The following is a 21,481-nucleotide window of genomic DNA, read 5'->3' on the forward strand; positions in this document are numbered from 1 at the left end:
GTATGCTACGGTAATTCGTATGTATTACTTGCGACCGGGCGATCGCTGATTGTCGATTGCCTTCCGGAATGATTCGGACGGAGTGTGACAATGGACCAGCGGACCGGCGAATCGTCGCCTTATCTGCTCATCTGCCCTCGATGTGAAGCTCTTTCGTCAGTCGAAGAAATCGTATGCCCGCTTTGCGGCGCCGACAGACACGGCGCCGTCATGAAGAAGGACGCGGAAACGACGTCGCGGGCGGTCGAGGCGGCGCGCGGCTGGTGGGGCAGACGTCCGCGCCTGCGCGAACCGCGTTTGTCCGCGCCCGCGTCGGGCGGCGCGGCTGTGCTCGAATCGGATCGCATTTCGAATTCGATACTGACCACGGTCGCCATGGGCGGTGTCGTGCTCGGCGCGTGTTTCCTGATACGCGCCTATATCGAACAACATCCGTCGACGCCGCGTGCGGGAGCATTGCCTGTCGCGGTCGCGGGGAGCGTCGGAGAGCAAGCTCGCGCGGCGACGAAATCTTCAGTCGAAAAGGCTTCACCGGTGATGACGGTAGCCGCGTCGAGCGAGAATCGCGATACCCGTCCGGTCGTCGTTCCCGAACGCCCGGTCGCGGCGAAACCGCCCGCAACTCGCGCGCAGGATTCGAGCAAGGCAACGTCGAAAGCCGCCTCCAAACCCGCCGCCGCCTGTGCGCATAAAACCAGTCGTGCATGTGCCGTGCAACCGCAACGTCGCGTTGCCGCAGCGGAGCCGAAACGTCGGCAGACGAGCAAGTCTTCGAAGACTCCGCCGGTCGCACAAGCGAAAACCACGTCCACGAAGGATTTTCAAAAGGTCGCCGCGATCCCCGCGCCGGTGAAACCGGCCATGACCGCCGACGGAAGCTGGAAGCCGAGCAGATCGAAGAATTAGGTCAGATCCACTTCGCCTTCCGAAACCAGCGAAAGAGCAACGTGTCGATCGTGACGATTCCCGCGATGACGATCGGATAGCCGAAGCGCGTATGCAATTCCGGCATGTGCTCGAAGTTCATGCCGTAAATTCCGGCGATCATCGTCGGCACCGCGAACATCGCCGCGAACGTGCCGAGGCGCTTGGTGATTTCGCTGTCGGCCAGCGCGATCATGCCGAGATTGACCTGAATCGCGGTGATCACCATTTCGCGGCGTCCCTCGATCGCGCCGACGATCCGCTCCAGATGAAAGTAGACGTCCTTGAAGTAAGCCGTCATGCCTTCGCAGATGCCCGGCACGCGGCCGCCGGTCAGCTTGCCGACGCCTTCGAGCAAAGGGCCGACGTGATGACGCATGACGACGAGCTGTCGCTTGAAGCGATACAGATCCTCGATCAGCTCGCGTGAATCGCGCCCTTCCTGACGCGCGAAAATGCGGTCCTCCAACACTTCGAGTTCGGCGGTCATCGTTTCCAGCACGGAAAAGTAGCCATCGACGATATCGTCCATCAGCGCATAGAGCACGAAAGCGGACCCTTGCCTGAGGAGCGGCGGTTCGCGTTCGCAGCGTTCGCGGACTTTCTTGAAGCCGTGCATCGTGCGCATGCGTACCGAAAGCACATAGTTCCTGCCGACGAATACATCGACTTCGCCGAACAGCAGACTGCCATCTTCCTGAAGCTCGACGGTGTGCATCACCGCGAAGAGCGATTCGCCGTATTCCTCGATCTTCGGCCACTGATGATGCGCGCGCACGTCCTCGACGGCGAGCTCGTGCAGGCCGAATTCTTCTTTCATCGCGTCGAGTTCCTGGGGATCGGGATCTTTCAGCGCGACCCACACGAAGCACTCCGGCTTCTGCACGTAGTCGCTGATCTCGTCGACGGTGATATCGCCGAGCTTTCGACCGTCCTGATAGGCGGCGCAGGCAATCAACATGTTCGGTCTCCACGAAGACAGACATGCATCGTGCATCGCTCAGTGGACGCTTTTATGACATCGCGTGCCGCGTGAGCACGTTTTTATTGCGGTCGAAAGGGAAAATACAGGTGAAGAATGCGCCGCGCGAGCGATGCGAAGCGCATTCGTAAGGCTTACTTGGCAGGCTGCCAATGATCATCGACGGTCTTGTCCGTCACGCGCACCTTCGCGACCATCGGCGAATAGCCGCGCAACTTGATTTCATCGACGGCAAGCCGCTCCGAGCGATACACCTGCTGCGTGATCTTCGTGCCGTCGTGGAATTCGAGCGTGTAGCCATCGATCGGCCCCCACTGGCCCTTCGGCATCGGTTCGATATAGACATTCTGCATTGCGTTGCTCCAGCGTGATTGGAAAGCACCGGGCGGTTCGCATCGGCGAACGTGCACCTCTTGTATAAGAGGTTATCGAAGAAAGGGCGGCGGCCGGTCGCGGTACGTGGTGATGCGCACCAAATAAAAATCGATAATAATCAACGCATTATCAACGGCCTCTCATGATGAGAAAGGCCATTCTCCGATGTGCAAACCGCGCCGTGCTGCCATGCAGCGCGGATTTTCGGGAAACGGACCTCAATTCCGCATCGTGAGATATTTCTGGCGATAATTAGTAATAGCGGTCACGAGCGCGCGCCGGTTGGGCAAACGTCAGCCGACGACGAACACGGTGCGCACGCCTGCGTCATCGTCCCAACGCTCGCCCAGTTGCGAGAGCGGCACGGCTTGCGTATCGACATGCAGGCCGCCCGCCGCAGCCGCTTTCAGCACGGCTTGCGCCGCCGCGAGCAATCGATCCAGCGCGATGCTGCCGAGACCGCTGCCGAGCAGCGTGATCGCGCTGGAGCGCAGCACGGCGGCAGGCAACGCGATCTCGCCGCCGCTGATCGCGCCGATCTGCACGAAGCGCAACGCACGCTGTTCCTGCGATGCCCGCGCCGCCGCGATCAGCAAAGCGCGCGCGCTCGCTCCCCACAGATAATCGAGCACGACATCGACGCCATCGGCGAATGCGGTTTCGAATGCGCGGCTCATCGCGGGTTCGTCGTCGCTGAGCGCGATGGTTTCATCGGCGCCCATCGCGCGCAACGTGTCGAGCACGGTCCGATTGCGTCCCGTCGCGATGATTCTTCCCGCGCCGAGCTGCTTCGCGACCTGAACCGCGAGTTGCCCGGACGCGCCCGTCGCGCCGTTGATCAGGACCGTTTCTCCGGCGACGAATCGTGCGCGCTCGGTCAGCGCCGCCCACGACGACATGCCGGGAATCGCGATGGCCGCAGCGGTGACGTCGTCGAGCGCATCGGGCACGGCGATGCAACGCTCGGTCGCGACGAGCGTGCGTTCCGCCATCGCGCCGAAGGGCGCAACGGGTGCGAAGAAGTACACGCGCTCGCCGCTTTCGAGACGCCCGGCGCCATCGACGCCCGCGACGAACGGATACGTATTCGACGACGAATAATGCTGTCCCGAGGCCCGTGCGCGCGCCAACTGGCTCAACGCGGACGCGGCCACGCGCACGATGCGATGACCATCCGATGCCACGGGATCGTCGAAGTTCGTATAGACGGGTTTCTGTGCCAACTGGCTGACTACGGCTGCTTTCATCGGATCACCTGTGTGTTGGGTTTCATTGCGCGTCGATCCACGCTTTCAATGCGGGATCGCGTATTTCGAGCACATCGAAAAAGCCGAGCGCATGCAGCGCCGGCAGCGCGTCCGCGATATCGCGTTGCGCCGTCGCGCGTGCTTCGCTGCCGGCGTTCGTATCGAGCCAGATGCGCGCGTTGACGAGAAATGCGCCGGCCGTGCCTTTGCGCACGGTTACGCCGTTCACTTCGGCGTGGTCGGCGTGATCGGGAAGGATGTCGCTGGCTTGCATCGTTGGTGGCTTCCTGTGTGCATCGGATGAAGCCAGTCTAGTCGTGCGTCATCGGCCGGTCTCCGGTATAAAGGTCAATCGATACCGCAATCCGGCCATGCATACACCGATCATCCGACCGGACCTCGTCATGTCGCACGAAGGCCCGTTCCTCGCCGCAGCCGAACTGACACAGAGCGAGCCGCGCGAGATGTCGCCGCACACTCACGCGCGCGGGCAGTTGATGGGCGCGTTGAGCGGACTGGTATCGATCGGCGTCGATGCGCATCGGTGGGTCGTGCCCGCGATTCATGCAATCTGGATCCCGCCGCATCGCGTGCATTCGGTGCGTTCGTACGGGCCGTTCTCGGGATGGAGCGTGTTCGTCGCCGAGGCGCGTTGCGCGACGCTGCCGGCGCAACCGCGCGCCATTCGCACGACGCCGCTTCTGCGCGAGGCCGTGCATCGCGCGGCGACGTGGCCGGGCGCGGCGCTCGATGCATCGCAGGCGCGCATCGCGGAAGTGATCGTCGACGAACTCGCCGCCGCGCCCGAAGAGCCGCTGCATCTGCAGCGCCCGCTCGATCCGGCGCTCGTGAAAATCACCGATGCGCTCGCGAACGATCTCTCCGACAACCGGCGCTTCGAGGAATGGGCGGCATGGGCGGGCGTGTCGCCGCGCACGATGAGCCGCCGCTTCGTCGCGGATACCGGGCTCACGTTCGCGCAGTGGCGTCAGCAGGCGCGCATGCTGCGCGCGCTGGAGCGCGTGGCCGATGGCGTTCCCGTCACGACGATCGCGCTCGAACTCGGCTACGGCAACATCAGCGCGTTCATCGACGTGTTTCGCAAGACCTTCGGCACGACGCCTGGCCGTTACATGGCGGCGCGCGACTGATCTTCGCATCGGAAGCCGCTATCCTTGAGGAAAACGGAGCGAGACATGAACGAGACGAACTGGTATACCGAGCGCGGCTGTTCGCTCGACGAGTTTGCGAGCCTGCTGCAACGCGATGCCGCGCAAAGGCCCGCGTTCGCGTCGGATACGCAGCGCGGCGTTCCGCTCTACGACTGCCACGCGCTCGCCGACGTACTACGCGACACATCGAAGCTCATGGCGTTGCAGGCGGAATGGGCGACGGTGCTGCGCGACGGCTCGGGCGTCTTCGTGTTGAAGCGCGCGTATGCCGACACCGGCCCGATCGACGAAGCCACCGTGATTTTCGAATCCATCATCGAGCAGGAGCGGGCGCGAGGCGCGAGCGCGGGCGATCACTTCGCGAAGGCGGGCGCGAACGATCGCATCTGGAATGCGCAGGAAAAGCTCTGTCTGCAAGCGCCGCGCGTGTTCGCGCGCTACTTCGCGAATCCGTTCATCGAATGCGCGGCGCAGGCGTGGCTCGGTCCGGGTTTCCAGATGACGTCGCAGGTCAATGTCGTGCGGCCGGGCGGCGACGCGCAACAGGCGCATCGCGACTATCACCTCGGCTTTCAGACCGCCGATGAAGTGCGGCGCTATCCGGCGCACGTCCACGCGATGTCGCCGTTTCTCACGCTGCAAGGCGCGGTCGCGCACAGCGACATGCCCGTCGAAAGCGGTCCGACGAAGCTTCTGCCGTTCTCGCAACGCTATCGCGAAGGCTATCTCGCGTGGCGTCGCGCGGACTTCCGCGAGTACTTCGAAGCCCACTACGTTCAACTGCCGCTCGACAAAGGCGACGCGCTCTTCTTCAGCCCGGCGCTCTTTCACGCGGCGGGCGCGAACCGCACGCATGACGTGCAGCGCATGGCGAATCTTCTGCAGGTTTCATCGGCGTATGGCCGCGCGATGGAAACGCTCGATCGCGCGCGCATGTGCGAAGCGATCTTTCCGGTGTTGCTCGATTACAAATCGGCGGGACGCATGAACGATGCCGAGTTGAATGCGGTCATCGCGTCGTGTGCGGAAGGCTATGCGTTCCCGACGAATCTGGATCGCGATCCGCCCATCGGCGGTCTTGCGCCGAAGAGTCAGCAGGCGCTGCTTCGCCAGGCGCTCGATGAAGCCTGGCCCGTGAATGCGTTCGAACAGGCGCTGAAGGACAACGCATGGCGCCGAAGCACATAACGCCTCATTCCTGATACACCGCCGACAACACGCTTTGCGCATCGGCGAGTGCATTGTCGAGTTGCACGAGACTCGCATGACGCGCGCCGAGCGGATCGCGATTCGAGATCGCGGTGAGAATCGCCTTGTGCCGCGGCAACGACAGCGCGTGCGTATCGGGATGGCGGCTCGTCAGCTTGATCGATTCCGACAGCGCCAGCGTCAGCATGTGTCCGATGTACATCAGCATGTCGTTGTGCGTCGCCGTCAAGATCGCGCGATGAAACTCCAGATCGGGCGCGAGCAATGCCTCGGGCGTGTCCGCGTGCGACATGCGCTCGAACGCATCGCGGATGCGCGCGACATCGTCTTCCGTCGCGTTCGATGCGGCGAGCGCGGCGGCGGCCGGCTCGACGATCCTGCGCACCACGAGCAGCGACTGAAAGAACTCGCCTTCATGCACGCTGTTGATGGTCCAGAAGAGCACATCGGGATCGAGCGTATGCCATTCGTCGCGCGGACGCACGACGCTGCCCAGACGCGGCTTCGAGAGCACGAGCCCTTTCGCGACCAGCACGCGAGTCGCTTCGCGCAGCACCGGCCGGCTCACACCATATGCTTCGCATAACTTGGCTTCGGCAGGCAGGCGATCGCCCGGCTGGAGCTTGCCGCTCACGATATCGATGCCGAGCTCCTGCACGATGCGCGCGTGCATGCTCTTGCGGGGCTGTGGATGGCGATAGTCCATGTCTTCGTCAGCGCTTCGCCGCGCCGCGTTCGCCGAACGCGCGCTGCGACAGGCAGAACACGAGCAGCAACGCGCCGACGGCGATCTTCGTCCACCACGAACTGAGCGAGCCGTCGAACGAGATCAGCGTCTGAATGATGCCGAGCAACAGCACGCCGAACAGCGTGCCGATCACGTAGCCGACACCGCCCGTCAGCAGCGTTCCGCCGATGACGACGGAAGCGATCGCATCGAGTTCGAGGCCCATTGCGTGCAGACCGTAACCCGACAGCATGTAGAACGTGAAGAGCACGCCGCCGAGCGCGGAGCAGAAGCCCGACAGCGCATACGCGCCGATGGTCGCCGCGTTCACCGGCAAGCCCATCAGGAGCGCCGAATGCGGATTGCCGCCGACCGCGTAAATGGTGCGTCCGAACGGCGTGTAGTGCGCGACGAACACCGCAACGGCCAGCACGCAGAGCGCGATCACCGCGCCGAGCGACAGCGACGCGCCGCTCATGACGGGTATGCGAATCTGCGAAACGGCTGCGTACCACGGGTCCGTGATGCTGATCGAATCGATGCTGATGAGATAGCACAGCCCGCGCGCGAGGAACATTCCCGCGAGCGTGACGATGAATGGTTGCAAACGAAAGCGCGCGATCAGCCAGCCCATCAGCGTGCCGAACGCGGTGCCCATTGCGAGCACGAGCGGAATCACCACGAGCGGATGCCAGCCCGCTTTCTCGACGAGCGCGGCGGAGACCATCGTCGTGAGCGCGATCACCGATCCCACCGAAAGATCGATGCCGCCCGACAGAATCACGAACGTCTCGCCCACCGCGACGACGATCAGAAACGCATTGTCGATCAGCAGATTGAGAAAGACCTGCGGCGAGAAGAAGCCCGTGTACATCACCGAGCCGAGTACGGATACGGCGATGAAAAGCGACACCGTCGCGGCGAGCGGAAGATAGCGGCTGCGCGAAGTCTTGCGCGGCGGCGTATCTTCCTTGCGATGCTGCGTGAGCGTGGGCAGGCCGGAATTCATCGGCGCACCTCGCGGTCGGAAAGAGCGGGGCGGCGCGCGAACTTCACGACCGTCGCGCGGAATTCGCCCGACTGCAGCATCATCACCACGAACACGACGATCGCCTTCACGACGAGATTCACCTCCGGCGGCACGCCGAGCGAATAGATCAGATACGTGAGCGTCTGAATGATGAGCGCGCCGATCACGCTGCCCGCGAGCGTGAAGCGCCCGCCCGTCAACGCGGTGCCGCCGAGCGTCACGGCGAGGATCGCATCGAGTTCGAGCAAGAGGCCCGCGTTGTTGCCGTCGGCGCTTTTCACGTTCGAGCTGATGAGAATGCCCGCGACGCCCGCGCACAATCCGCTGAACGCATACGCGCCGAGCGTGAGCCGGCGCGCCTGCACGCCGGCCACGCGCGCGGCGGTCGGATTGATGCCGATCGCTTGCAGGAACAAGCCGAGCGCCGTGCGCGTGATCGCGAGATAGAGCAGCACGAACACGAGCGCGACGATCAATATCGACACCGGCACGCCGAGCAGATAACCGCCGCCGAAGAAGAAGTAGGGCGAGTAGTAGATCGTGATGATCTGGCCGCTCGTGATGAGCTGCGCGATGCCGCGTCCCGCGACCATGAGAATGAGCGTCGCGATGATCGGCTGCATGCCCGCGCGCGCGACGAGCAGGCCGTTCCACAGCCCGCACAACAAGGCGACGCCGAGCGCGAGCACGATCACGACGGGCAACGGAAAGCGCGTGACGTTGCCTGCGATCGATCCGCCGATCGCCCATGCGGCGACCGCGCCCGCGATGGCGACGACCGCGCCCACGGAGATATCGATGCCGCGCGTCGCGATCACGATGGTCATGCCGAGCGCGACGACCGCGAGCGGCGCGGCGCGATTGAGGATATCGACGAGGCTGCCGTAAAGATGATGATCGCGCCATTCGACATGCAGGAAGCCCGGATTGAACGCGGCGTTCAGCGCGAGCAGCAGCACGAGTGTGACGATCGGCCAGCCAAGCCGATGTTCCATCGCCGAGCGCAGCATTCCACGCCGTACGGTGTCATCCATGTTCGGCTCCAATCCTTTCGCACACCGTATCTTCACTCGTTCCCGCCGGAAGTTCGCCGACCTTGCGACGGTCGCGCAGCACGACGATGCGATTCGCAATGCGCACGACCTCCGCGATCTCCGACGAGATGAAGAGCACCGCCATGCCCGTCGATGCGAGGCGCAGTATCTCGTCCATGATTTCCTGCTTCGCCGCGACGTCGATGCCGCGTGTGGGCTCGTCGAGGATCAGGAGGCGCGGCTCGGTCGCGAGCCATCGGGCGATGAGCGCTTTTTGCTGATTGCCGCCGGAAAGCAGGCCGATCGGCATGTCGAGCGTCGCGGCCTTGATGCCGAGCGCGCGCACGAACCGTTCGGCGAGCGCGTTCTGCTCCGCGCGCGTGAGGCAGCGCCGCGCGCCCATGCGCGCCTGCAACGCGAGTGCGATGTTCTCGCGCAGCGACAACTCCGCGACGATGCCATCCGCCTTGCGCTCTTCCGGACAGAACGCAATGCCGTGACGGATCGCCTGCGCGGGCGTCGCGAACGAAACCGGCGCGCCATCGATGCGCAGTTCGCCTTCGTCGGGCTTCTCCAGACCGAAGAGCAGTTTCGCAAGCTCGGTGCGCCCCGAGCCGAGCAAGCCCGCGACGCCGATCACTTCGCCCGCGCGTATGCGCAGATCGAGCGGCTGCAATTGTCCTTTCTGACCGAGTTGCGCGGCGTCGAGCAGCGCCGCTTCGTTCGTGTCCGCTTCGACATCGTCGGGCGGCGCCTGACGCGCTTGCGCGGCGGCAAGCTCGCGTCCGAGCATCGCGGCGATGAGCGCCTGTGTGCCGAGCTCGCTCGCACGCCATTCGCCGACGCGCCGGCTGTTGCGCAACACCGTGATGCGATCCGAAATCGCGTAGACCTGATTCAGAAAGTGCGTGACGAAGAGAATCGCGAGACCTTGTTCACGCAGGCGGCGCAGCACGTCGAAGAGACGGCGCACTTCGTCGTCGTCGAGGCTGGAGGTCGGCTCGTCGAGAATCAGCACTTTCGACGACAGCTTCAGCGCCCGCGCGATCGCGACCATCTGCTGCACGGCGACCGAATAGCTCGTCAGCACGCGCGTCACGTCGATATCCAGGCCGATGCGCGCGAGCAGTTCGCGCGCCTGCCGGTTCGTCGCGTCCCAGTCGATGCGATAGCCGTGCAGCGCGCCGCGTCGCGGAAAGTAGCCGGCGAAGATATTCTCCGCCACCGACAGGTTCGGGCAGAGATTCACTTCCTGATAGACCGTGCTGATGCCGAGCTTCTGCGCGCCGAGCGGCGACTCGGGGCGAATCGCGCGGCCGTCGAGCAGAATCTCGCCGGCGTCGAGACTGACGACACCGGTGAGCACCTTGATGAGCGTCGACTTGCCCGCGCCGTTCTGTCCCATCAGCGCGTGAACCTCGCCCGGATAGAGGGTGAGATTCACGTCCTGCAACGCATGCACGCCGGCGAAGCGCTTGTCGATGCCGCGCAACTCCAATACGGGCGAAGTCATCGGCGATCAGTATTTTCTGTTCGGGAATTCCTTCGCCGCAACCTCCATCGGGAAGATGCTTTCCTGCGTCACGATGCGCTTGGGCACCGACTTGCCCGCCTTGATGTCCTTCACGACCGACATCAATTGCGGCCCGAGCAGCGGACTGCACTCGACGGACACGTTGAGCTTGCCCGCCATCATCGCTTCGAACGCGCCCTTCACGCCATCCACGGAAATGATGACGATGTCCTGGCCCGGCTTCATGCCCGCTTCCTCGATGGCCTGAATCGCGCCGATCGCCATGTCGTCGTTGTGCGCATAGAGCACGTTGATGTTCTTGCCCTCGGCCTTGAGAAACGCCTCCATCACTTCCTTGCCCTTCGCGCGGGTGAAGTCGCCCGTCTGCGAGCGGATGATCTTGAACCTCGGGTCGCCCTTGATGATCTCCTCGAAGCCCTTCTTGCGATCGATCGCGGGCGCCGAGCCGACCGTGCCCTGCAATTCGACGATATTGATCGGTCCCGGCTTGCCTTTCTCTTTCTCCAGAAGCCAGCGGCCCGCCTTGCGGCCTTCCTCGGTGAAGTCGGAGCCGATGAACGTCACATAGAGCGTGTCGTCCTTGCTGCTGATCGCGCGATCGGTGAGCACGACGGGAATCTTCGCGTTCTTCGCTTCGACGAGCACCGTCTCCCAGCCGGTTTCGACGACCGGCGAGAACGCGATCACATCGACCTTCTGCGCGATATACGAGCGAATCGCCTTGATCTGATTTTCCTGCTTCTGCTGGGCGTCGGAGAATTTCAGGTCGATGCCGGCCTCTTTCGCGCTCGACTTGATCGATTCGGTATTCGCGGTGCGCCATTCGCTTTCGGCGCCCACCTGCGCGAAGCCGAGCACGATGGGTTTCTGCGCGAAGGCGGGCAGCGGGAGCATGGCGCTCAAAGGCGCGGCGGCCAGCGCGACTAACACGGTGCGGCGTTTCATGTCAGTGGTTCCTCCATCCATTGGCTATTTATCCGACTTTGTTCGAATGATTCTGGAATAACCTGTTAATTCGTTGTTCTATTGATCTCGTTGCCATTCCGGTATTTGGGTTTTTACTCCTTCGATGCAACGGCGCCGAGATAGATTGACTATATGAAGGTATCGGGCCACTTTTTATTCGTGTTAACCCGCTTTTACTGCGGAAACAGTCATACCATCTCGCGGCTTCATCGCGCCGCAGCATGCGTTTTAACGAGGCGGGAAGAACTGGTAATCGCGGCGTAACGGCTCGTAAGCACTCGCGAAAAGCGTGTTTTTCTCGCCTGATCGTCACATCGCGCGCTCACGGAAGATTGCCCACGTTGCAACCCGCAACGATCTTCCATCCTCAAGGAGCGCGCAGCATGAACGTCACCGGACCGAGCACTCAACATACGACGCAAGCGGCGTCGCACACGCTGCCCATCAAGCGCAGCACCGACACCCCCGCGCTGGAAACCGTCACCCCGAACGAGAAGCCGGCGCCGGGCAATCCGGCGCATCTCGGCAATCACGTCGACACGACCGCGTGAATCATGGCGACGTCCTTTCGTCTCGTGCTCGCGTGCGCCGCGCTCGCGGCTTGTCCTGTCATGCTCGACGGCTGCGCGCTCGCCGCGTTGCCGTGCCGCGTGACATCGGCCGCGCTGAAGATCGTGCCGGTCGTGGGTCATGCCGCGTCCACGCCCTTCGATGCCTGCGCCACCGCCATTGACTGACATGAAGCGAACGTTCCTTGGTTGCGCCTTTCTTGCCTGCATGGCGATGCCCGCATTCGCCGCGGCGCAAAAGCCATTCGATTTTCGCGGCTTGCGGCTCGGCATTTCGCTCGATGCATTCCGCCACGAAGAGCCCGCGCGCGCGACGCCGCCCGGCAGCGTCGCCGTATGCGACACGGATCTCGAAGCGGCCTCGCTCGGCATGGTGCTGCGCGATGCGCACAGCCTGTCGATCGCGTGCAAATGGGCGCATCGCACGCCAAGCGGATGGAGCGAGTCGCTCGCGGTCGTCGACGGCGCGCCCGCACGCGATCACGTGCTGCGCTTCATGGCGATGCCCGGCGATGCGTCGCCGCGGCTGTATCGCATGTCGTTCGTGATCGACGCCCGCGTGGCCGACGACTTCGCGCAAGCGCTGTCGTCGAAATTCGGCGGCAGTCGCGTCGAGCGCGCGAACGGTTATCAGACGCGGACATGGGAGAACGCGACGAGCTCGGTCACGCTGGAGGCGAACGGCGCGGCGGCGTCGGCGCGGGTGATTTATCGGCTGAAGGCCTACGAAGCGTGGCTGCGCGACACCACCGGCAGATGGCGTCTCGCCGCCGTGCACGACGCGCCCTGAATCAAAGGAGAGGATTGTTCATGAAACGCGCGTCACTGACATGCGGGGCGTTCGGGTTCGCGCTCGCCGCGTGCTCGTCGTCCGGATCGCATTCGATCGTCGAGATGCCGACCTATGCGCCGGCCGTCGCGCAGCCCGTCAACGTCAACACGCTGGGCGCGATCTATCAGGCGGGCAGCTCGGTCTCGCTCTATGAAACCTCGCGCGCGCAGAAGGTCGGCGACGTGCTGACGATCCGGCTCGCGGAGTCGTATCAAGGCAGCAACACCGCCGACGCCAGCGCGAGCCGTGCGAGCAGCATCAGCGCCGAGGCCGCGGACAAGTCGAGCGGGGCGGCGGCGCGGCTTGCGCGCCTCTTCAACGTCGGCTCGGCGGATACGTCGTTCAAGGGCAACGGCAGCACCAGCAATCTTTCCGCGATGAGCGGCACGCTCGCGGTGTCGGTCATCGGCACCTTGCCGGGCGGCAATCTCGTGGTCGCGGGCGACAAGATCATCGCGATGAGCGCCAATCAGGACCGCCTGCGCTTCTCGGGCATCGTCAATCCGAAGGATATCGAGGCGGGCAATTACGTCGCGTCGAACAAGGTGGCGAACGCGCGCATCGAACAGGCGGGCTTTGGCATGCTCGCCGATTCGACGACGATGGGCTGGCTGCAACGTCTCTTCATGAGCGTGCTGACCTTTTGAACTCACGCACCGATATGCGCGGCGATGCGCCCGGCCGCCGTCGGATCGCCGTGCGGCACGAAGATATAGCCCTGGCCCCAGACGGTCTGCACGTAACGCGGCTCCGACGGATCGATTTCGAGCAGCCGGCGCAGGCGCCAGATCGCGACATCGAGACTGCGATCGCGGTGCGCGCCGTTGCCGCGCATCTTTTCGTTCAGCTCGGTGCGCGTGAGCACGACCATCGCGTTCTTCACGAGCGTCTTGAGCAGTGCGAATTCGCCGGAGCGCAACGCAATCCGCTCGCCTTCGCGGCGCAACTCGCGCGCGCCGAAATCCATTTCGAACGGACCGAAGCGATAAGACGGCCGAATCTCCGGCGCGCTGGCCGTCACCGGCGACGCGGGCTCGCGGCGCCGCAGGATCGAGCGGATGCGTGCGAGCAGTTCGCGCGGATCGAAGGGCTTGCCGAGATAATCGTCCGCGCCGAGTTCGAGTCCGATGACGCGATCGAGCACGTCCGAGCGCGCCGTCAGAAGGATCACGGGGATATCGTCGCGGGCATTGCGCAATTCGCGCAACGCGCTGATGCCATCCTTGCCGGGCATCATCACGTCGAGCACGATCATCGAGGGACGTTCGGCCTGCACGCGGCGTTTCAGGTCCGTGCCGTCGCTCAGGACGGAGACGTCGAAGCCGTGCTGTTGCAGATAGTCGCGAACGTGATCGCGCACGACGGGGTCGTCGTCGACCATCAGTACATGTGGTGTCATGCGCGGATTCTAAGCGCAACGCCAATGCCCTCGCGACCGCCGCGAACTTTCCATTTCTTTCCGTTACGGCGTGTTTCAGGCGCGCTGCGCGGCCCGATCTCCCGCGTGCGGGCGTCCACGGGAAATAGCACGCACGTGCTTCGAGCGTTCATCGGTTCCGGAATGCGTTCCGTAAACATCCGTAATGTCGCGCGATACGCACGACGCGCGCCAACGGATTTAGGCCGAATAAAATTTTGAGATGTCTATATCGGTTCTCATCGTCGACGACGACCCCGCTGTGCGCGATCTCCTGCGCCGTTTCTTCAACGGCCAAGGCATCGACGTTTCCGTGCTGCACGACGGCGGCGGTCTGCGCCGGCGGCTCGAGCTTGAGCGCCCGTCCATCGTCGTGCTCGACATCATGATGCCGGACATCGACGGCCTGCGCGCGCTGCGCGATCTGCGCGGGGCGGGCGAAGACATTCCGGTGATCTTCGTGACCGGTTGCGACAGCGTTCCGCAAAAAATCGCCGGGCTGCAATCGGGCGCGGACGACTACCTCGCGAAGCCTTTCGATCCGCGTGAACTGCTCGCGCGCATCGAAGCGGTGCTGCGGCGGCGCGCGGGTGCGCCGAGCCGTCCGGAGCCCGCGCCGCGCGAACGCTTCGGGCGCTTCGAAGTGGATTTCATCACGCGCTCGCTGTCGAGCGGCGGCGATCGTATCGCGTTGCGCGACAGCGAATTCGCGCTGCTGAAGGTGTTCATCAAGAACCCGTACAAGGTGCTGTCGCGCGTGCTGATTCACGATCTGGTACATCGCGACGATCTGCCTTTTCGCGATCGCGGCCTCGACGTGCCGATCTGGCGCCTGCGCCGCCTCATCGAAGACGATCCGTCGCATCCGCGTCATGTGCAGACCGTGCGCGGCCAAGGCTACGTTTTCGTGCCCGACACGGACGCGCCCGCTTCCGACTGGTCCGGGGCGTAATCACGATGCGTCCGGGATTCTGGCAGTCCGCGCGCAGGCCGCGCGGTTTCATCGACACGCTGTTCGGCCGCATGGCGATCGTGTCGATCTGCGTGCTGCTCGCGCTTCAGGGCGGATGGTTCGCGATTCTCCGCGTTCAGGGGCCGCACAAGGAAGCCGATGGCTACGCGCGCGCGCTGCTGATCGTGCTGGAAGCCGCGCACAACGATGTCGCGCTCGGCGGACGGCTCATGCGCGAAACGCGCGTGCATATCGTGCCCGTGTGGAACATGCCCGAGTCGCTCGCATTGCGCGACCCCGCGAAGACGCGCCACGCGCACCTCGCGCGCCAGCTCGCCGACCAGTTGCCGCCGGGCTCGCAGATCGCCGTCGAGGCGGATGATCACCACAAGTCGCGGCTCTGGGTGCGTTATCCGCAGAGCAACGTGTGGATCGTCACGCCGATCGACTTGCCGCCGCCCGCGCCGTTCATCACGGAAGGTATCGTGCTGCTCGCGGGCGCGCTCGTGCTCTCGCTCATCGCGACGTGGCAACTGCAGCGGCCGATCGCGCGTGTCGCGCAGGCGGCGCGCCGCTTCGGCGGCGGCGAGCGTCCGGTGCCCGTCGAGGAAAATGGTCCGCGCGAATTGCGCGAACTGATCGGCGCGTTCAATCAGATGATGAAGAAACTCACCGACGCCGACGACGATCGCGCCGTGATGCTCGCCGGCATCGCGCACGATCTGAAGGCGCCGCTTACGCGGCTTTCGCTGCGCGCGACCGTGCTTGCGAAAGACGAGCGCGAGCGCGCGCACTTTCTGCGTGATATCGATTCGATGACGCGCATCGTGCAGCAGTTTCTGGAGTTCGCGGGGCGGTCGTCGTCGGACAGCGCGAAGACCGCTGTCGATGCGTTCATCGCGGAGCAGTTTTCATCGCCGGAAGATGGCGACGATCCGTTGTTCGCGTTGTCGCTCGAAGCGGGCGAAACGTTCCGATTGCCGCGAACTTTCATCGACCGCCTGATGACCAATCTCGTCGACAACGCGCTCGAACATGGCGAGCCGCCCGTGGATATCCGCACCGCGCGGCAGGGCGATGACTGGCTGATCGAAGTGCGCGACCACGGCCCCGGCATTCCCGACGAGCGCCTCGACGACGTGTTGCGGCCTTTCGTGCGTCTCGATCCCGCGCGCAGCGGCAACGGGCATTGCGGGCTCGGGCTCACCATCGTCGAACGTCTCGCGCGCGAGCAGCGCGGCCGCTGTGAAATCGGCAATGCCGAAGGCGGCGGGCTGATCGTGCGTATCGTCATTCCCTACGAAGAAACATGATGCTCGTTTCGTCCATGCATTCGGCGCCCTTGTCGCGCCGTGCTTTCATTCGGGGCGGCGCGCGCGCGGCGCTGTTTTCGACCGCGTTCGGCGCGAGCGCGCTGTTGTCGGCATGCGGCGGCGCGAGCGACGATCAGAGCGTATCCGACACGCCGAAGCTGTCCACGATCGAAAATTTCCGCGATGTCGCCGGAACGGGCGATGGCTATCCGACCGTCGATGGCGCACGCTTGCGGCGCGGCGTGTTCTATCGCTCGGGCGCGCTCACGCCCGGCGATGCCGACGCGGCCGCGCTCGCGCGTCTGTCGTTGCGCGCGGTGCATGATCTTCGATGGTTGGGCGAGGCTGCGATGGCGCCGGATCGCGTGCCTTCGAGCGCGGTGCGTGAGACGCACGAGATCGCACCGATCGACGCTTGCGCCGCCGCACCGGCCAATGCCGCAACCGCGAGCGCATGGTTCGCCGAGCGGCAGCGGCAACTCGTCACCGATCCGGTCGCGCGTTTGCAGTTTGGCCTGCTGCTGACGCGGCTCGCGCGCGTGTCGGGCGCGCAGGTGATTCACGGCACGGCGGGCAAGGATCGCACCGGCTGGGCGGCGGCGCTTTTGCTTTCGATCGCCAACGTGCCGCTCGACGTGATCATCCAGGACTATCTGCTGACGAACACGGCGGCGCAAACGCAGATCGACGCACGCATGAAGGCGCACGCGGCGCGGCTCGGAACCGATACGCAGACGGTCGCGCCGCTGTATCAGGCGCAAAGCGCGACGATCGAAGCGGCGTTCGACGAGATGCATCGCGAGTACGGCACGCTGAGCCGCTATCTCGCGCAAGGTTTGTCGATGAATAGCGCGGATGTGTCGATGTTGCGCGCGAAGATGATTGCGTAGACAGCGCGTTCACGCTTCGTCCCGATCCCAGGGTTGAAGCAATTGCTTTTCTAGAGCGCGGCAAGCTGCGGCTTCGCCTCGTACAGATGCCCGACGTTGTGCTCGGCGCCATGCAGCGTTGCCCTTGGCGACGATGTAGTGCTGATGGCACACGTGACACAGAAAGTGCCCCGTAATAATCGGTCGCGCGATCTTCTCCGACAGCCGCTCGAACGCCGTAACGCGATATCGAGCGCGACGAATTCCTCCATTTCGCGAATCCGCGAAACGCTGCGTCATAAACGCGACGCATTTCCCGTGAGTTGCGCCGGCAGACGCTTGCTCAGCCATTGCAACAAGCGATCGCTCATGTGTTCAGGCATGAGACCGAGGCGCTCGAACACGCATCGCAACGCGTCTTTGGCGGTGACAACGATGCGCTGCACTGCGTTTGAGACATCTCTGATTTTTGGGACGATTCGACGACTATATGCTCGAAGCAATACGCCGCAAATGCATTGCGCCCAGACAGCGCGCGATGCGTTGCCGAGTTTGCAGAGCATGGGTACTCGGGACATCGTGATGAAGCAGGGGCGGCGGCTGCTTTTTACACGGCATTGATTAGTATATCGAATCAATAAGCCGACTGTTGCAAATATCAAAAAGAATGAACCAGAATCGCTACAAGCTTATTTTCTGCCGCCTTCGGGGTCTGATGGTTCCGGTCGTGGAGTTTGCGCGCGCACACGGTGCGGGACCGCGCGCGGCGCGATGCGCGCCAGTGGCGTCGAGCGCTGCATTGACGCTTCCGATGGCGGATGCGGCGTGTTATCTGGTGCAATGCGCAGCGCAGATGGCCGATAACAATCCGGACAAGGCAGCGGCTTTGGCTTCGCAGCAACGTGGAGCAGGTTATGCGAGCGAGCAGAGTGCGCTGAAGACGGGCGGGCAATTTGTCTACAACCCCTCAGCAGATGCTGCGTATGATGCGTTGTATAGCGCGACGGTGACGCCGTTCAACCCCATTGTCCGACGTGCTCTTCAATCCAAGGCGGCCAATTGGGTGCATTTGGACGCTCGATGAGGAAATATTTTGGATTCTGAGATGAACAGCCAGATCGACGAGTTGCAACGCGAAGTGTGTGCCAAGTTCAGTGCGCCGCACTTTGGGTGCGACCTAAACTTGAAAATAGGTATTTCTCGGAACGTCAAGGAAGGACTGAGACCGGTAAATGGCTTGCGCATCCGGCCTGAAGGTGACACCTGTGGCTGGTACATTTGGGCAGGTGAGGAATACTCAACGGCGTCCGATTTTTTCGTTCCTCTACACGCTTCGCATCTTTTCAAATGGGCACCGCTGGTCGTTCCATATTTGGGGTTACCCCCGGGTTGGAGATTCCTAGTCACAGAGCAGTACGAGGATGTTTGGGAAGATACTTCCCTGCTTGATGATTAGTGGATTCGTGTTTTGCGTATATTTGAGCGGGCTCGTCTCGCTCGTCGGGTTCTTCTACACGGTATCGGCCGCGTGTGTCTGAGCTCCAGCGACACATGATGAACGCCGCGAGCGCGGCCGGTCAGGCGGTCGCGACGCAGATTGGGGCGATTGCCAATGCGAAGCGCGATGCGGCGAACCAGGCGGCAGAACAGGCGGCAAAGGACGGCAATTCGGAACTCGCGGCGCAGTACGCGGCAGAGGCGAAGTCGTGGGATGAGGGTGGGACGTATCGAATCGCGCTACATACGGCGGGCGGAGCACTGATCGCAGGACTCGGCGGCGGCAGCGTGGCGGGCGGCGCGGCGGGAGCAGGCGTCTCGGCCGCGCTCGCGGGCGATCTGAACCGACTTGCGGATCAGTTCAGCAACGGCGGCGGTGTCGATCCGGCGCTCACGGCAGGGAACATCGGGGCGAACCTGATTGCGGGCGCGGTCGGCGGTCTGATCGGCGGCAACTCGGGGGCATTTGCGGCGGGCAATGCGGACCTCTACAATCGCAGTAGCGAAAACGGCGAGGGCAAGGGAAGTACGAAGAATAGTGTTGTCGACAAGGCATTAGATTGGGCGAAGGACACCTACAGTAACCCGATAGGTGACGTGAAGCGCTGGATCGCTCAGGCGACCGGGCTGATGAACGCCGACGCGCAGGCGAAGGCGTCGCAGTCGCCCACCGATCTGATGGCGCAAGGTACAGCCAACGGTATCAATGCCGTCCTCGGCTCTAAAGGCGGTGAACCGCCAATGGCCAATCCGGGTACAGCGCTCGCAGATTCGACGGCAGGTGCGGCGGCAGGGTTACCAGCTATAGGCAAGCCGGGGTATGTGCCCAGTAATGCCATACTGAATGGCGGTTCAGATGGACAAAGCAGAAACCAAGCGGGATCACCTCAAATCAATCCAACTGATGTTGCAGGGAAGACGCCTCAAGACATCGCGCAACATGCAACCGATCAAGGATTAGTGCCGAAAGGACCGGACCCAATGAGTGGGAAAGGCGCTTATCTTGATCCAGTTACAGGGCAGCAGCGAGTGTTGATTCATCCTGACGGTGAATGTCCTCATTGTCACGTAAACGATTCGTCAGGAGCGCGACTTGATATAAATGGCAATCGAGTACCGTCTGAATCACCAGATGCACATTTACCGCTTAAGAAATGAACATGAACAACTGTCACGATTGGACACTGATTGGTCTGAGCGTCAACTGGCAAATCGGAGAACTACAGATAGAAATGCTGGATTCGTCTTCACAGCGACGGGTCTGGGTTGCAAGGAATCTCGTTTCTCTGGTTCTTCCGCGTCAACATCCATGGGGGCCAAGTGTGAGCATTAACGAAGTCAGCGTAAGTAATGCTGGGAATGGCGTCACGGCGAAACTTGAGGTCCAGTCAGGCGATGTGATCGAGTGCATTGCAGGATCGTTTGATCTTCATTGACAACAAACCCGGCAATTGCCGGGTTTGTTGGGATGAGGGTGGCACGTATCGCGTGGCGATGCACACGACAAGCGGTGCGCTGATTGCGGGGCTTGGCGGCGGCAGTGCGGTCGGCGGTGCGGCCGGCGCGGGAATATCGTCGGCGCTGTCGGGCAAGTTGAATCAGATGGCGGACCAGTTCGAAACTGGCGACGGTAGCGGGATGGATCCGGGGCTGACGGCTGGCAATTTTGCGGCGAACTTGGTTGCGGGCGGCATCGGCGGCTTGGTCGGTGGTAACTCCGGCGCGTTCTCGGCTGCGAATATGGAGCTGTATAACGCCAATAACGACAACGGACAAGGCAAAGGCGGCACGGGAAGCGAACTGATGGACAAAGGGGTTGCCGCTGCGAATGCTGTGTCCGATTGGCTCAAGAACACCTACGGTGACATACCGGGTACCCTGAGCGAGTGGAGCAATCAACTCACAAGGCGCATGAACGCGGACGCTACGGCGAAGGCGGGGGAGCGGCCATCGGATCTGATGGCGCAGGGCGCGGCGAATGGGCTGAACGCGGTTGTAAGCGCGGGAGGCGGTAAGCCGCCTATGGCAAGTCCGGGGTTGGTGCTGGTGGATTCGGCGGCGGGCGGCGTAAGGAGCCTCGCAGCGCCAGTGCCGAGTAATGCGACGCTAAATAGTGGGAACGATGGTGATTCGAGTCGTCTTGCCGATGGGGGCGGATTACAAGCGCATGAAGATGCTGGCGGGCACCTATTGGATAAGCACGTTGGGAAATCGGAGCAAGATCTTGCAACACGCCTTGCCAACGACCCGAAGATTAGCGGCTCATCATCATTTCCCGATCGAGCAACGGCGGAAAATTTCGTGTCGCAAGCGTTGGATGCAAATAAATCCACCATTACAGATTGGCTAGCGGGAAGCTCCAGCCGTCTGAGATTGGACTATTCGTCATCTGATCCCACAGGAATCTCTGTTGCGAAGGGAACGTCGGGGGCGGTAGATGTCAATTCCGCTCGGGTTATTCTCGTTCGTGACCCATCGATGCCAACGGGATATAAAATTCTTACTGGATATCCAACAAAGCCATGACTCATCAAAAGTTTCCTGAGCTTGAACAGTTGCTGGGTTGTTATTTCCATCAGGACTGGACAGAAGAGTTCGATGAAGATACGTTGGCCCTTCAAGCGATTATTGAATCTGCGTCGCAGGATCGGCTTGCCGCAGCTGCGGCAGAGCTTGACGTTCTTTTAGGTTTGGGGCTTTCCGAGGCCGAGTTAAGCTTGGTGCTCGTGGATCAGTTGGGCTGTTACTTTGACCCAAAAGCAAAGGGGAGTACTTGCTCGCAATGGCTGAAACAAGTGCGCCATAAATTTGAGTTGCTCTAATTGAAACAAC

Annotated in this window: 28 protein-coding genes; 16 read left to right on the plus strand and 12 right to left on the minus strand. The window is 62.7% G+C overall.

The window, feature by feature from the left end:
* Window positions 1-210 precede the first annotated feature (210 nt).
* The gene (locus NOV72_RS21865) at window positions 211-906 is read left to right on the plus strand and encodes a hypothetical protein (RefSeq protein ID WP_106856661.1); all 696 of its coding nucleotides are present in this window, start codon (window positions 211-213) and stop codon (window positions 904-906) included.
* A 1-nt stretch (window position 907) separates the two neighbouring features.
* Here the strand turns inward: NOV72_RS21865 and corA are convergent, their stop codons facing one another.
* The 4 genes from corA to NOV72_RS21885 form a co-directional block, all read right to left on the minus strand.
* Window positions 908-1,885, minus strand: a complete 978-nt coding sequence (gene corA / locus NOV72_RS21870) for a magnesium/cobalt transporter CorA (RefSeq protein ID WP_106856662.1) — start codon at window positions 1,883-1,885, stop codon at window positions 908-910.
* Between the two features lie 155 nt (window positions 1,886-2,040).
* Window positions 2,041-2,259 carry a hypothetical protein gene (locus tag NOV72_RS21875; RefSeq protein ID WP_106856663.1) on the minus strand — a complete coding sequence of 73 codons (219 nt, stop codon included), beginning with the start codon at window positions 2,257-2,259 and terminating at the stop codon, window positions 2,041-2,043.
* A 315-nt stretch (window positions 2,260-2,574) separates the two neighbouring features.
* On the minus strand, window positions 2,575-3,528 hold the full coding sequence (locus tag NOV72_RS21880) for a quinone oxidoreductase family protein (protein ID WP_106856664.1): 954 nt from the start codon (window positions 3,526-3,528) through the stop codon (window positions 2,575-2,577).
* Window positions 3,529-3,550: 22 nt separating this feature from the next.
* The gene (locus NOV72_RS21885) at window positions 3,551-3,802 is read right to left on the minus strand and encodes a hypothetical protein (RefSeq protein ID WP_106856665.1); all 252 of its coding nucleotides are present in this window, start codon (window positions 3,800-3,802) and stop codon (window positions 3,551-3,553) included.
* A gap of 97 nt (window positions 3,803-3,899) precedes the next feature.
* Here NOV72_RS21885 and NOV72_RS21890 point away from each other — a divergent pair, with 97 nt between their 5' ends.
* Window positions 3,900-4,679, plus strand: coding sequence for an AraC family transcriptional regulator (locus NOV72_RS21890; protein WP_106856666.1), 780 nt, complete (start codon window positions 3,900-3,902; stop codon window positions 4,677-4,679).
* A gap of 45 nt (window positions 4,680-4,724) precedes the next feature.
* A complete protein-coding gene (locus tag NOV72_RS21895) occupies window positions 4,725-5,888 on the plus strand; it encodes a phytanoyl-CoA dioxygenase family protein (protein WP_106856667.1) in 1,164 nt (387 codons plus the stop codon).
* Window positions 5,889-5,892: 4 nt separating this feature from the next.
* On the opposite strand, the gene NOV72_RS21900 is transcribed toward NOV72_RS21895, so the two are convergent.
* From NOV72_RS21900 to NOV72_RS21920, 5 genes are read right to left on the minus strand one after another with little or no spacing between them, the layout of a single operon-like run.
* Entirely contained in the window at window positions 5,893-6,615 is a 723-nt protein-coding gene (locus NOV72_RS21900; RefSeq protein WP_106856668.1) for a FadR/GntR family transcriptional regulator, read from the minus strand.
* 7 nt (window positions 6,616-6,622) lie between these two features.
* On the minus strand, window positions 6,623-7,645 hold the full coding sequence (gene yjfF, locus NOV72_RS21905) for a galactofuranose ABC transporter, permease protein YjfF (protein WP_106856669.1): 1,023 nt from the start codon (window positions 7,643-7,645) through the stop codon (window positions 6,623-6,625).
* Complete coding sequence (locus NOV72_RS21910) at window positions 7,642-8,700, minus strand: ABC transporter permease (protein ID WP_106856670.1); 1,059 nt, start codon at window positions 8,698-8,700, stop codon at window positions 7,642-7,644. Before NOV72_RS21910 ends, yjfF begins: the two co-directional genes overlap by 4 nt.
* Window positions 8,693-10,213, minus strand: a complete 1,521-nt coding sequence (locus NOV72_RS21915; protein WP_106856671.1) for a sugar ABC transporter ATP-binding protein — start codon at window positions 10,211-10,213, stop codon at window positions 8,693-8,695. Before NOV72_RS21915 ends, NOV72_RS21910 begins: the two co-directional genes overlap by 8 nt.
* Before the next feature lie 6 nt (window positions 10,214-10,219).
* Complete coding sequence (locus NOV72_RS21920; protein WP_106856751.1) at window positions 10,220-11,179, minus strand: ABC transporter substrate-binding protein; 960 nt, start codon at window positions 11,177-11,179, stop codon at window positions 10,220-10,222.
* Between the two features lie 404 nt (window positions 11,180-11,583).
* Here NOV72_RS21920 and NOV72_RS32420 point away from each other — a divergent pair, with 404 nt between their 5' ends.
* From NOV72_RS32420 to NOV72_RS21935, 4 genes are read left to right on the plus strand one after another with little or no spacing between them, the layout of a single operon-like run.
* Window positions 11,584-11,751: a hypothetical protein gene (locus tag NOV72_RS32420; RefSeq protein WP_181291137.1), complete on the plus strand. Its 168-nt coding sequence runs from the start codon at window positions 11,584-11,586 to the stop codon at window positions 11,749-11,751.
* Window positions 11,752-11,754: 3 nt separating this feature from the next.
* Complete coding sequence (locus NOV72_RS21925) at window positions 11,755-11,937, plus strand: DUF6726 family protein (RefSeq protein ID WP_106856672.1); 183 nt, start codon at window positions 11,755-11,757, stop codon at window positions 11,935-11,937.
* A 46-nt stretch (window positions 11,938-11,983) separates the two neighbouring features.
* A complete protein-coding gene (locus tag NOV72_RS21930; protein ID WP_245933120.1) occupies window positions 11,984-12,559 on the plus strand; it encodes a hypothetical protein in 576 nt (191 codons plus the stop codon).
* A 20-nt stretch (window positions 12,560-12,579) separates the two neighbouring features.
* On the plus strand, window positions 12,580-13,248 hold the full coding sequence (locus tag NOV72_RS21935) for a flagellar basal body L-ring protein FlgH (protein WP_106856674.1): 669 nt from the start codon (window positions 12,580-12,582) through the stop codon (window positions 13,246-13,248).
* 2 nt (window positions 13,249-13,250) lie between these two features.
* Here the strand turns inward: NOV72_RS21935 and NOV72_RS21940 are convergent, their stop codons facing one another.
* The gene (locus tag NOV72_RS21940) at window positions 13,251-14,000 is read right to left on the minus strand and encodes a response regulator (RefSeq protein ID WP_106856675.1); all 750 of its coding nucleotides are present in this window, start codon (window positions 13,998-14,000) and stop codon (window positions 13,251-13,253) included.
* 241 nt (window positions 14,001-14,241) lie between these two features.
* Here NOV72_RS21940 and NOV72_RS21945 point away from each other — a divergent pair, with 241 nt between their 5' ends.
* The 3 genes from NOV72_RS21945 to NOV72_RS21955 are packed head-to-tail and all read left to right on the plus strand — an operon-like array spanning window position 14,242 to window position 17,173.
* Complete coding sequence (locus NOV72_RS21945; RefSeq protein ID WP_106856676.1) at window positions 14,242-14,970, plus strand: response regulator; 729 nt, start codon at window positions 14,242-14,244, stop codon at window positions 14,968-14,970.
* A 5-nt stretch (window positions 14,971-14,975) separates the two neighbouring features.
* Window positions 14,976-16,283, plus strand: a complete 1,308-nt coding sequence (locus NOV72_RS21950) for an ATP-binding protein (protein ID WP_106856677.1) — start codon at window positions 14,976-14,978, stop codon at window positions 16,281-16,283.
* Window positions 16,280-17,173, plus strand: coding sequence for a tyrosine-protein phosphatase (locus NOV72_RS21955; protein ID WP_106856678.1), 894 nt, complete (start codon window positions 16,280-16,282; stop codon window positions 17,171-17,173). The genes NOV72_RS21950 and NOV72_RS21955 overlap by 4 nt, the downstream gene beginning before the upstream one ends.
* 9 nt (window positions 17,174-17,182) lie before the next feature.
* Here NOV72_RS21955 and NOV72_RS21960 read toward each other — a convergent pair whose 3' ends face one another.
* Complete coding sequence (locus tag NOV72_RS21960) at window positions 17,183-17,503, minus strand: hypothetical protein (RefSeq protein ID WP_425428750.1); 321 nt, start codon at window positions 17,501-17,503, stop codon at window positions 17,183-17,185.
* Entirely contained in the window at window positions 17,449-17,715 is a 267-nt protein-coding gene (locus NOV72_RS32050) for a hypothetical protein (RefSeq protein ID WP_146150034.1), read from the minus strand. Before NOV72_RS32050 ends, NOV72_RS21960 begins: the two co-directional genes overlap by 55 nt.
* Window positions 17,716-17,819: 104 nt before the next feature.
* Here NOV72_RS32050 and NOV72_RS21965 point away from each other — a divergent pair, with 104 nt between their 5' ends.
* The 6 genes from NOV72_RS21965 to NOV72_RS21985 all read left to right on the plus strand — a co-directional run bounded on the left by NOV72_RS21965 (window position 17,820) and on the right by NOV72_RS21985 (window position 21,471).
* Window positions 17,820-18,236 (plus strand): ESPR-type extended signal peptide-containing protein, encoded by a 417-nt coding sequence (locus tag NOV72_RS21965; RefSeq protein ID WP_106856679.1) that lies wholly within the window; start codon window positions 17,820-17,822, stop codon window positions 18,234-18,236.
* Between the two features lie 21 nt (window positions 18,237-18,257).
* Entirely contained in the window at window positions 18,258-18,608 is a 351-nt protein-coding gene (locus NOV72_RS21970; protein WP_245933121.1) for an immunity protein Imm33 domain-containing protein, read from the plus strand.
* A 95-nt stretch (window positions 18,609-18,703) separates the two neighbouring features.
* A complete protein-coding gene (locus tag NOV72_RS21975) occupies window positions 18,704-19,807 on the plus strand; it encodes a hypothetical protein (protein ID WP_106856680.1) in 1,104 nt (367 codons plus the stop codon).
* Window positions 19,804-20,085 carry a hypothetical protein gene (locus tag NOV72_RS32425; protein ID WP_181291138.1) on the plus strand — a complete coding sequence of 94 codons (282 nt, stop codon included), beginning with the start codon at window positions 19,804-19,806 and terminating at the stop codon, window positions 20,083-20,085. The genes NOV72_RS21975 and NOV72_RS32425 overlap by 4 nt, the downstream gene beginning before the upstream one ends.
* Window positions 20,072-21,175: an RNase A-like domain-containing protein gene (locus NOV72_RS21980; protein WP_146150035.1), complete on the plus strand. Its 1,104-nt coding sequence runs from the start codon at window positions 20,072-20,074 to the stop codon at window positions 21,173-21,175. The genes NOV72_RS32425 and NOV72_RS21980 overlap by 14 nt, the downstream gene beginning before the upstream one ends.
* Complete coding sequence (locus NOV72_RS21985; RefSeq protein WP_106856682.1) at window positions 21,172-21,471, plus strand: contact-dependent growth inhibition system immunity protein; 300 nt, start codon at window positions 21,172-21,174, stop codon at window positions 21,469-21,471. Before NOV72_RS21980 ends, NOV72_RS21985 begins: the two co-directional genes overlap by 4 nt.
* Window positions 21,472-21,481: the final 10 nt, after the last annotated feature.

This window comes from Caballeronia novacaledonica, assembly GCF_900258035.1.
Taxonomy (GTDB): Bacteria; Pseudomonadota; Gammaproteobacteria; order Burkholderiales; family Burkholderiaceae; genus Caballeronia; species Caballeronia novacaledonica.

Bases quoted from the DNA above. Each gene is read 5' to 3' on its own strand.
- NOV72_RS21880 (WP_106856664.1), bottom strand. From the start codon at position 3,528: ATGAAAGCAGCCGTAGTCAGCCAGTTGGCACAGAAACCCGTCTATACG.
- NOV72_RS21900 (WP_106856668.1), bottom strand. From the start codon at position 6,615: ATGGACTATCGCCATCCACAGCCCCGCAAGAGCATGCACGCGCGCATC.
- NOV72_RS21940 (WP_106856675.1), bottom strand. From the start codon at position 14,000: ATGACACCACATGTACTGATGGTCGACGACGACCCCGTCGTGCGCGAT.
- NOV72_RS21955 (WP_106856678.1), top strand. From the start codon at position 16,280: ATGATGCTCGTTTCGTCCATGCATTCGGCGCCCTTGTCGCGCCGTGCT.
- NOV72_RS32050 (WP_146150034.1), bottom strand. From the start codon at position 17,715: ATGCTCTGCAAACTCGGCAACGCATCGCGCGCTGTCTGGGCGCAATGC.
- NOV72_RS21930 (WP_245933120.1), top strand. From the start codon at position 11,984: ATGCCCGCATTCGCCGCGGCGCAAAAGCCATTCGATTTTCGCGGCTTG.
- NOV72_RS21970 (WP_245933121.1), top strand. From the start codon at position 18,258: ATGAACAGCCAGATCGACGAGTTGCAACGCGAAGTGTGTGCCAAGTTC.
- yjfF (WP_106856669.1), bottom strand. From the start codon at position 7,645: ATGAATTCCGGCCTGCCCACGCTCACGCAGCATCGCAAGGAAGATACG.
- NOV72_RS21895 (WP_106856667.1), top strand. From the start codon at position 4,725: ATGAACGAGACGAACTGGTATACCGAGCGCGGCTGTTCGCTCGACGAG.
- NOV72_RS21975 (WP_106856680.1), top strand. From the start codon at position 18,704: ATGATGAACGCCGCGAGCGCGGCCGGTCAGGCGGTCGCGACGCAGATT.
- corA (WP_106856662.1), bottom strand. From the start codon at position 1,885: ATGTTGATTGCCTGCGCCGCCTATCAGGACGGTCGAAAGCTCGGCGAT.
- NOV72_RS32425 (WP_181291138.1), top strand. From the start codon at position 19,804: ATGAACATGAACAACTGTCACGATTGGACACTGATTGGTCTGAGCGTC.
- NOV72_RS21915 (WP_106856671.1), bottom strand. From the start codon at position 10,213: ATGACTTCGCCCGTATTGGAGTTGCGCGGCATCGACAAGCGCTTCGCC.
- NOV72_RS21875 (WP_106856663.1), bottom strand. From the start codon at position 2,259: ATGCAGAATGTCTATATCGAACCGATGCCGAAGGGCCAGTGGGGGCCG.
- NOV72_RS21935 (WP_106856674.1), top strand. From the start codon at position 12,580: ATGAAACGCGCGTCACTGACATGCGGGGCGTTCGGGTTCGCGCTCGCC.
- NOV72_RS21965 (WP_106856679.1), top strand. From the start codon at position 17,820: ATGAACCAGAATCGCTACAAGCTTATTTTCTGCCGCCTTCGGGGTCTG.
- NOV72_RS21890 (WP_106856666.1), top strand. From the start codon at position 3,900: ATGCATACACCGATCATCCGACCGGACCTCGTCATGTCGCACGAAGGC.
- NOV72_RS21910 (WP_106856670.1), bottom strand. From the start codon at position 8,700: ATGGATGACACCGTACGGCGTGGAATGCTGCGCTCGGCGATGGAACAT.
- NOV72_RS21865 (WP_106856661.1), top strand. From the start codon at position 211: ATGAAGAAGGACGCGGAAACGACGTCGCGGGCGGTCGAGGCGGCGCGC.
- NOV72_RS21945 (WP_106856676.1), top strand. From the start codon at position 14,242: ATGTCTATATCGGTTCTCATCGTCGACGACGACCCCGCTGTGCGCGAT.
- NOV72_RS21960 (WP_425428750.1), bottom strand. From the start codon at position 17,503: ATGGCTGAGCAAGCGTCTGCCGGCGCAACTCACGGGAAATGCGTCGCG.
- NOV72_RS32420 (WP_181291137.1), top strand. From the start codon at position 11,584: ATGAACGTCACCGGACCGAGCACTCAACATACGACGCAAGCGGCGTCG.
- NOV72_RS21885 (WP_106856665.1), bottom strand. From the start codon at position 3,802: ATGCAAGCCAGCGACATCCTTCCCGATCACGCCGACCACGCCGAAGTG.
- NOV72_RS21925 (WP_106856672.1), top strand. From the start codon at position 11,755: ATGGCGACGTCCTTTCGTCTCGTGCTCGCGTGCGCCGCGCTCGCGGCT.
- NOV72_RS21920 (WP_106856751.1), bottom strand. From the start codon at position 11,179: ATGAAACGCCGCACCGTGTTAGTCGCGCTGGCCGCCGCGCCTTTGAGC.
- NOV72_RS21950 (WP_106856677.1), top strand. From the start codon at position 14,976: ATGCGTCCGGGATTCTGGCAGTCCGCGCGCAGGCCGCGCGGTTTCATC.
- NOV72_RS21985 (WP_106856682.1), top strand. From the start codon at position 21,172: ATGACTCATCAAAAGTTTCCTGAGCTTGAACAGTTGCTGGGTTGTTAT.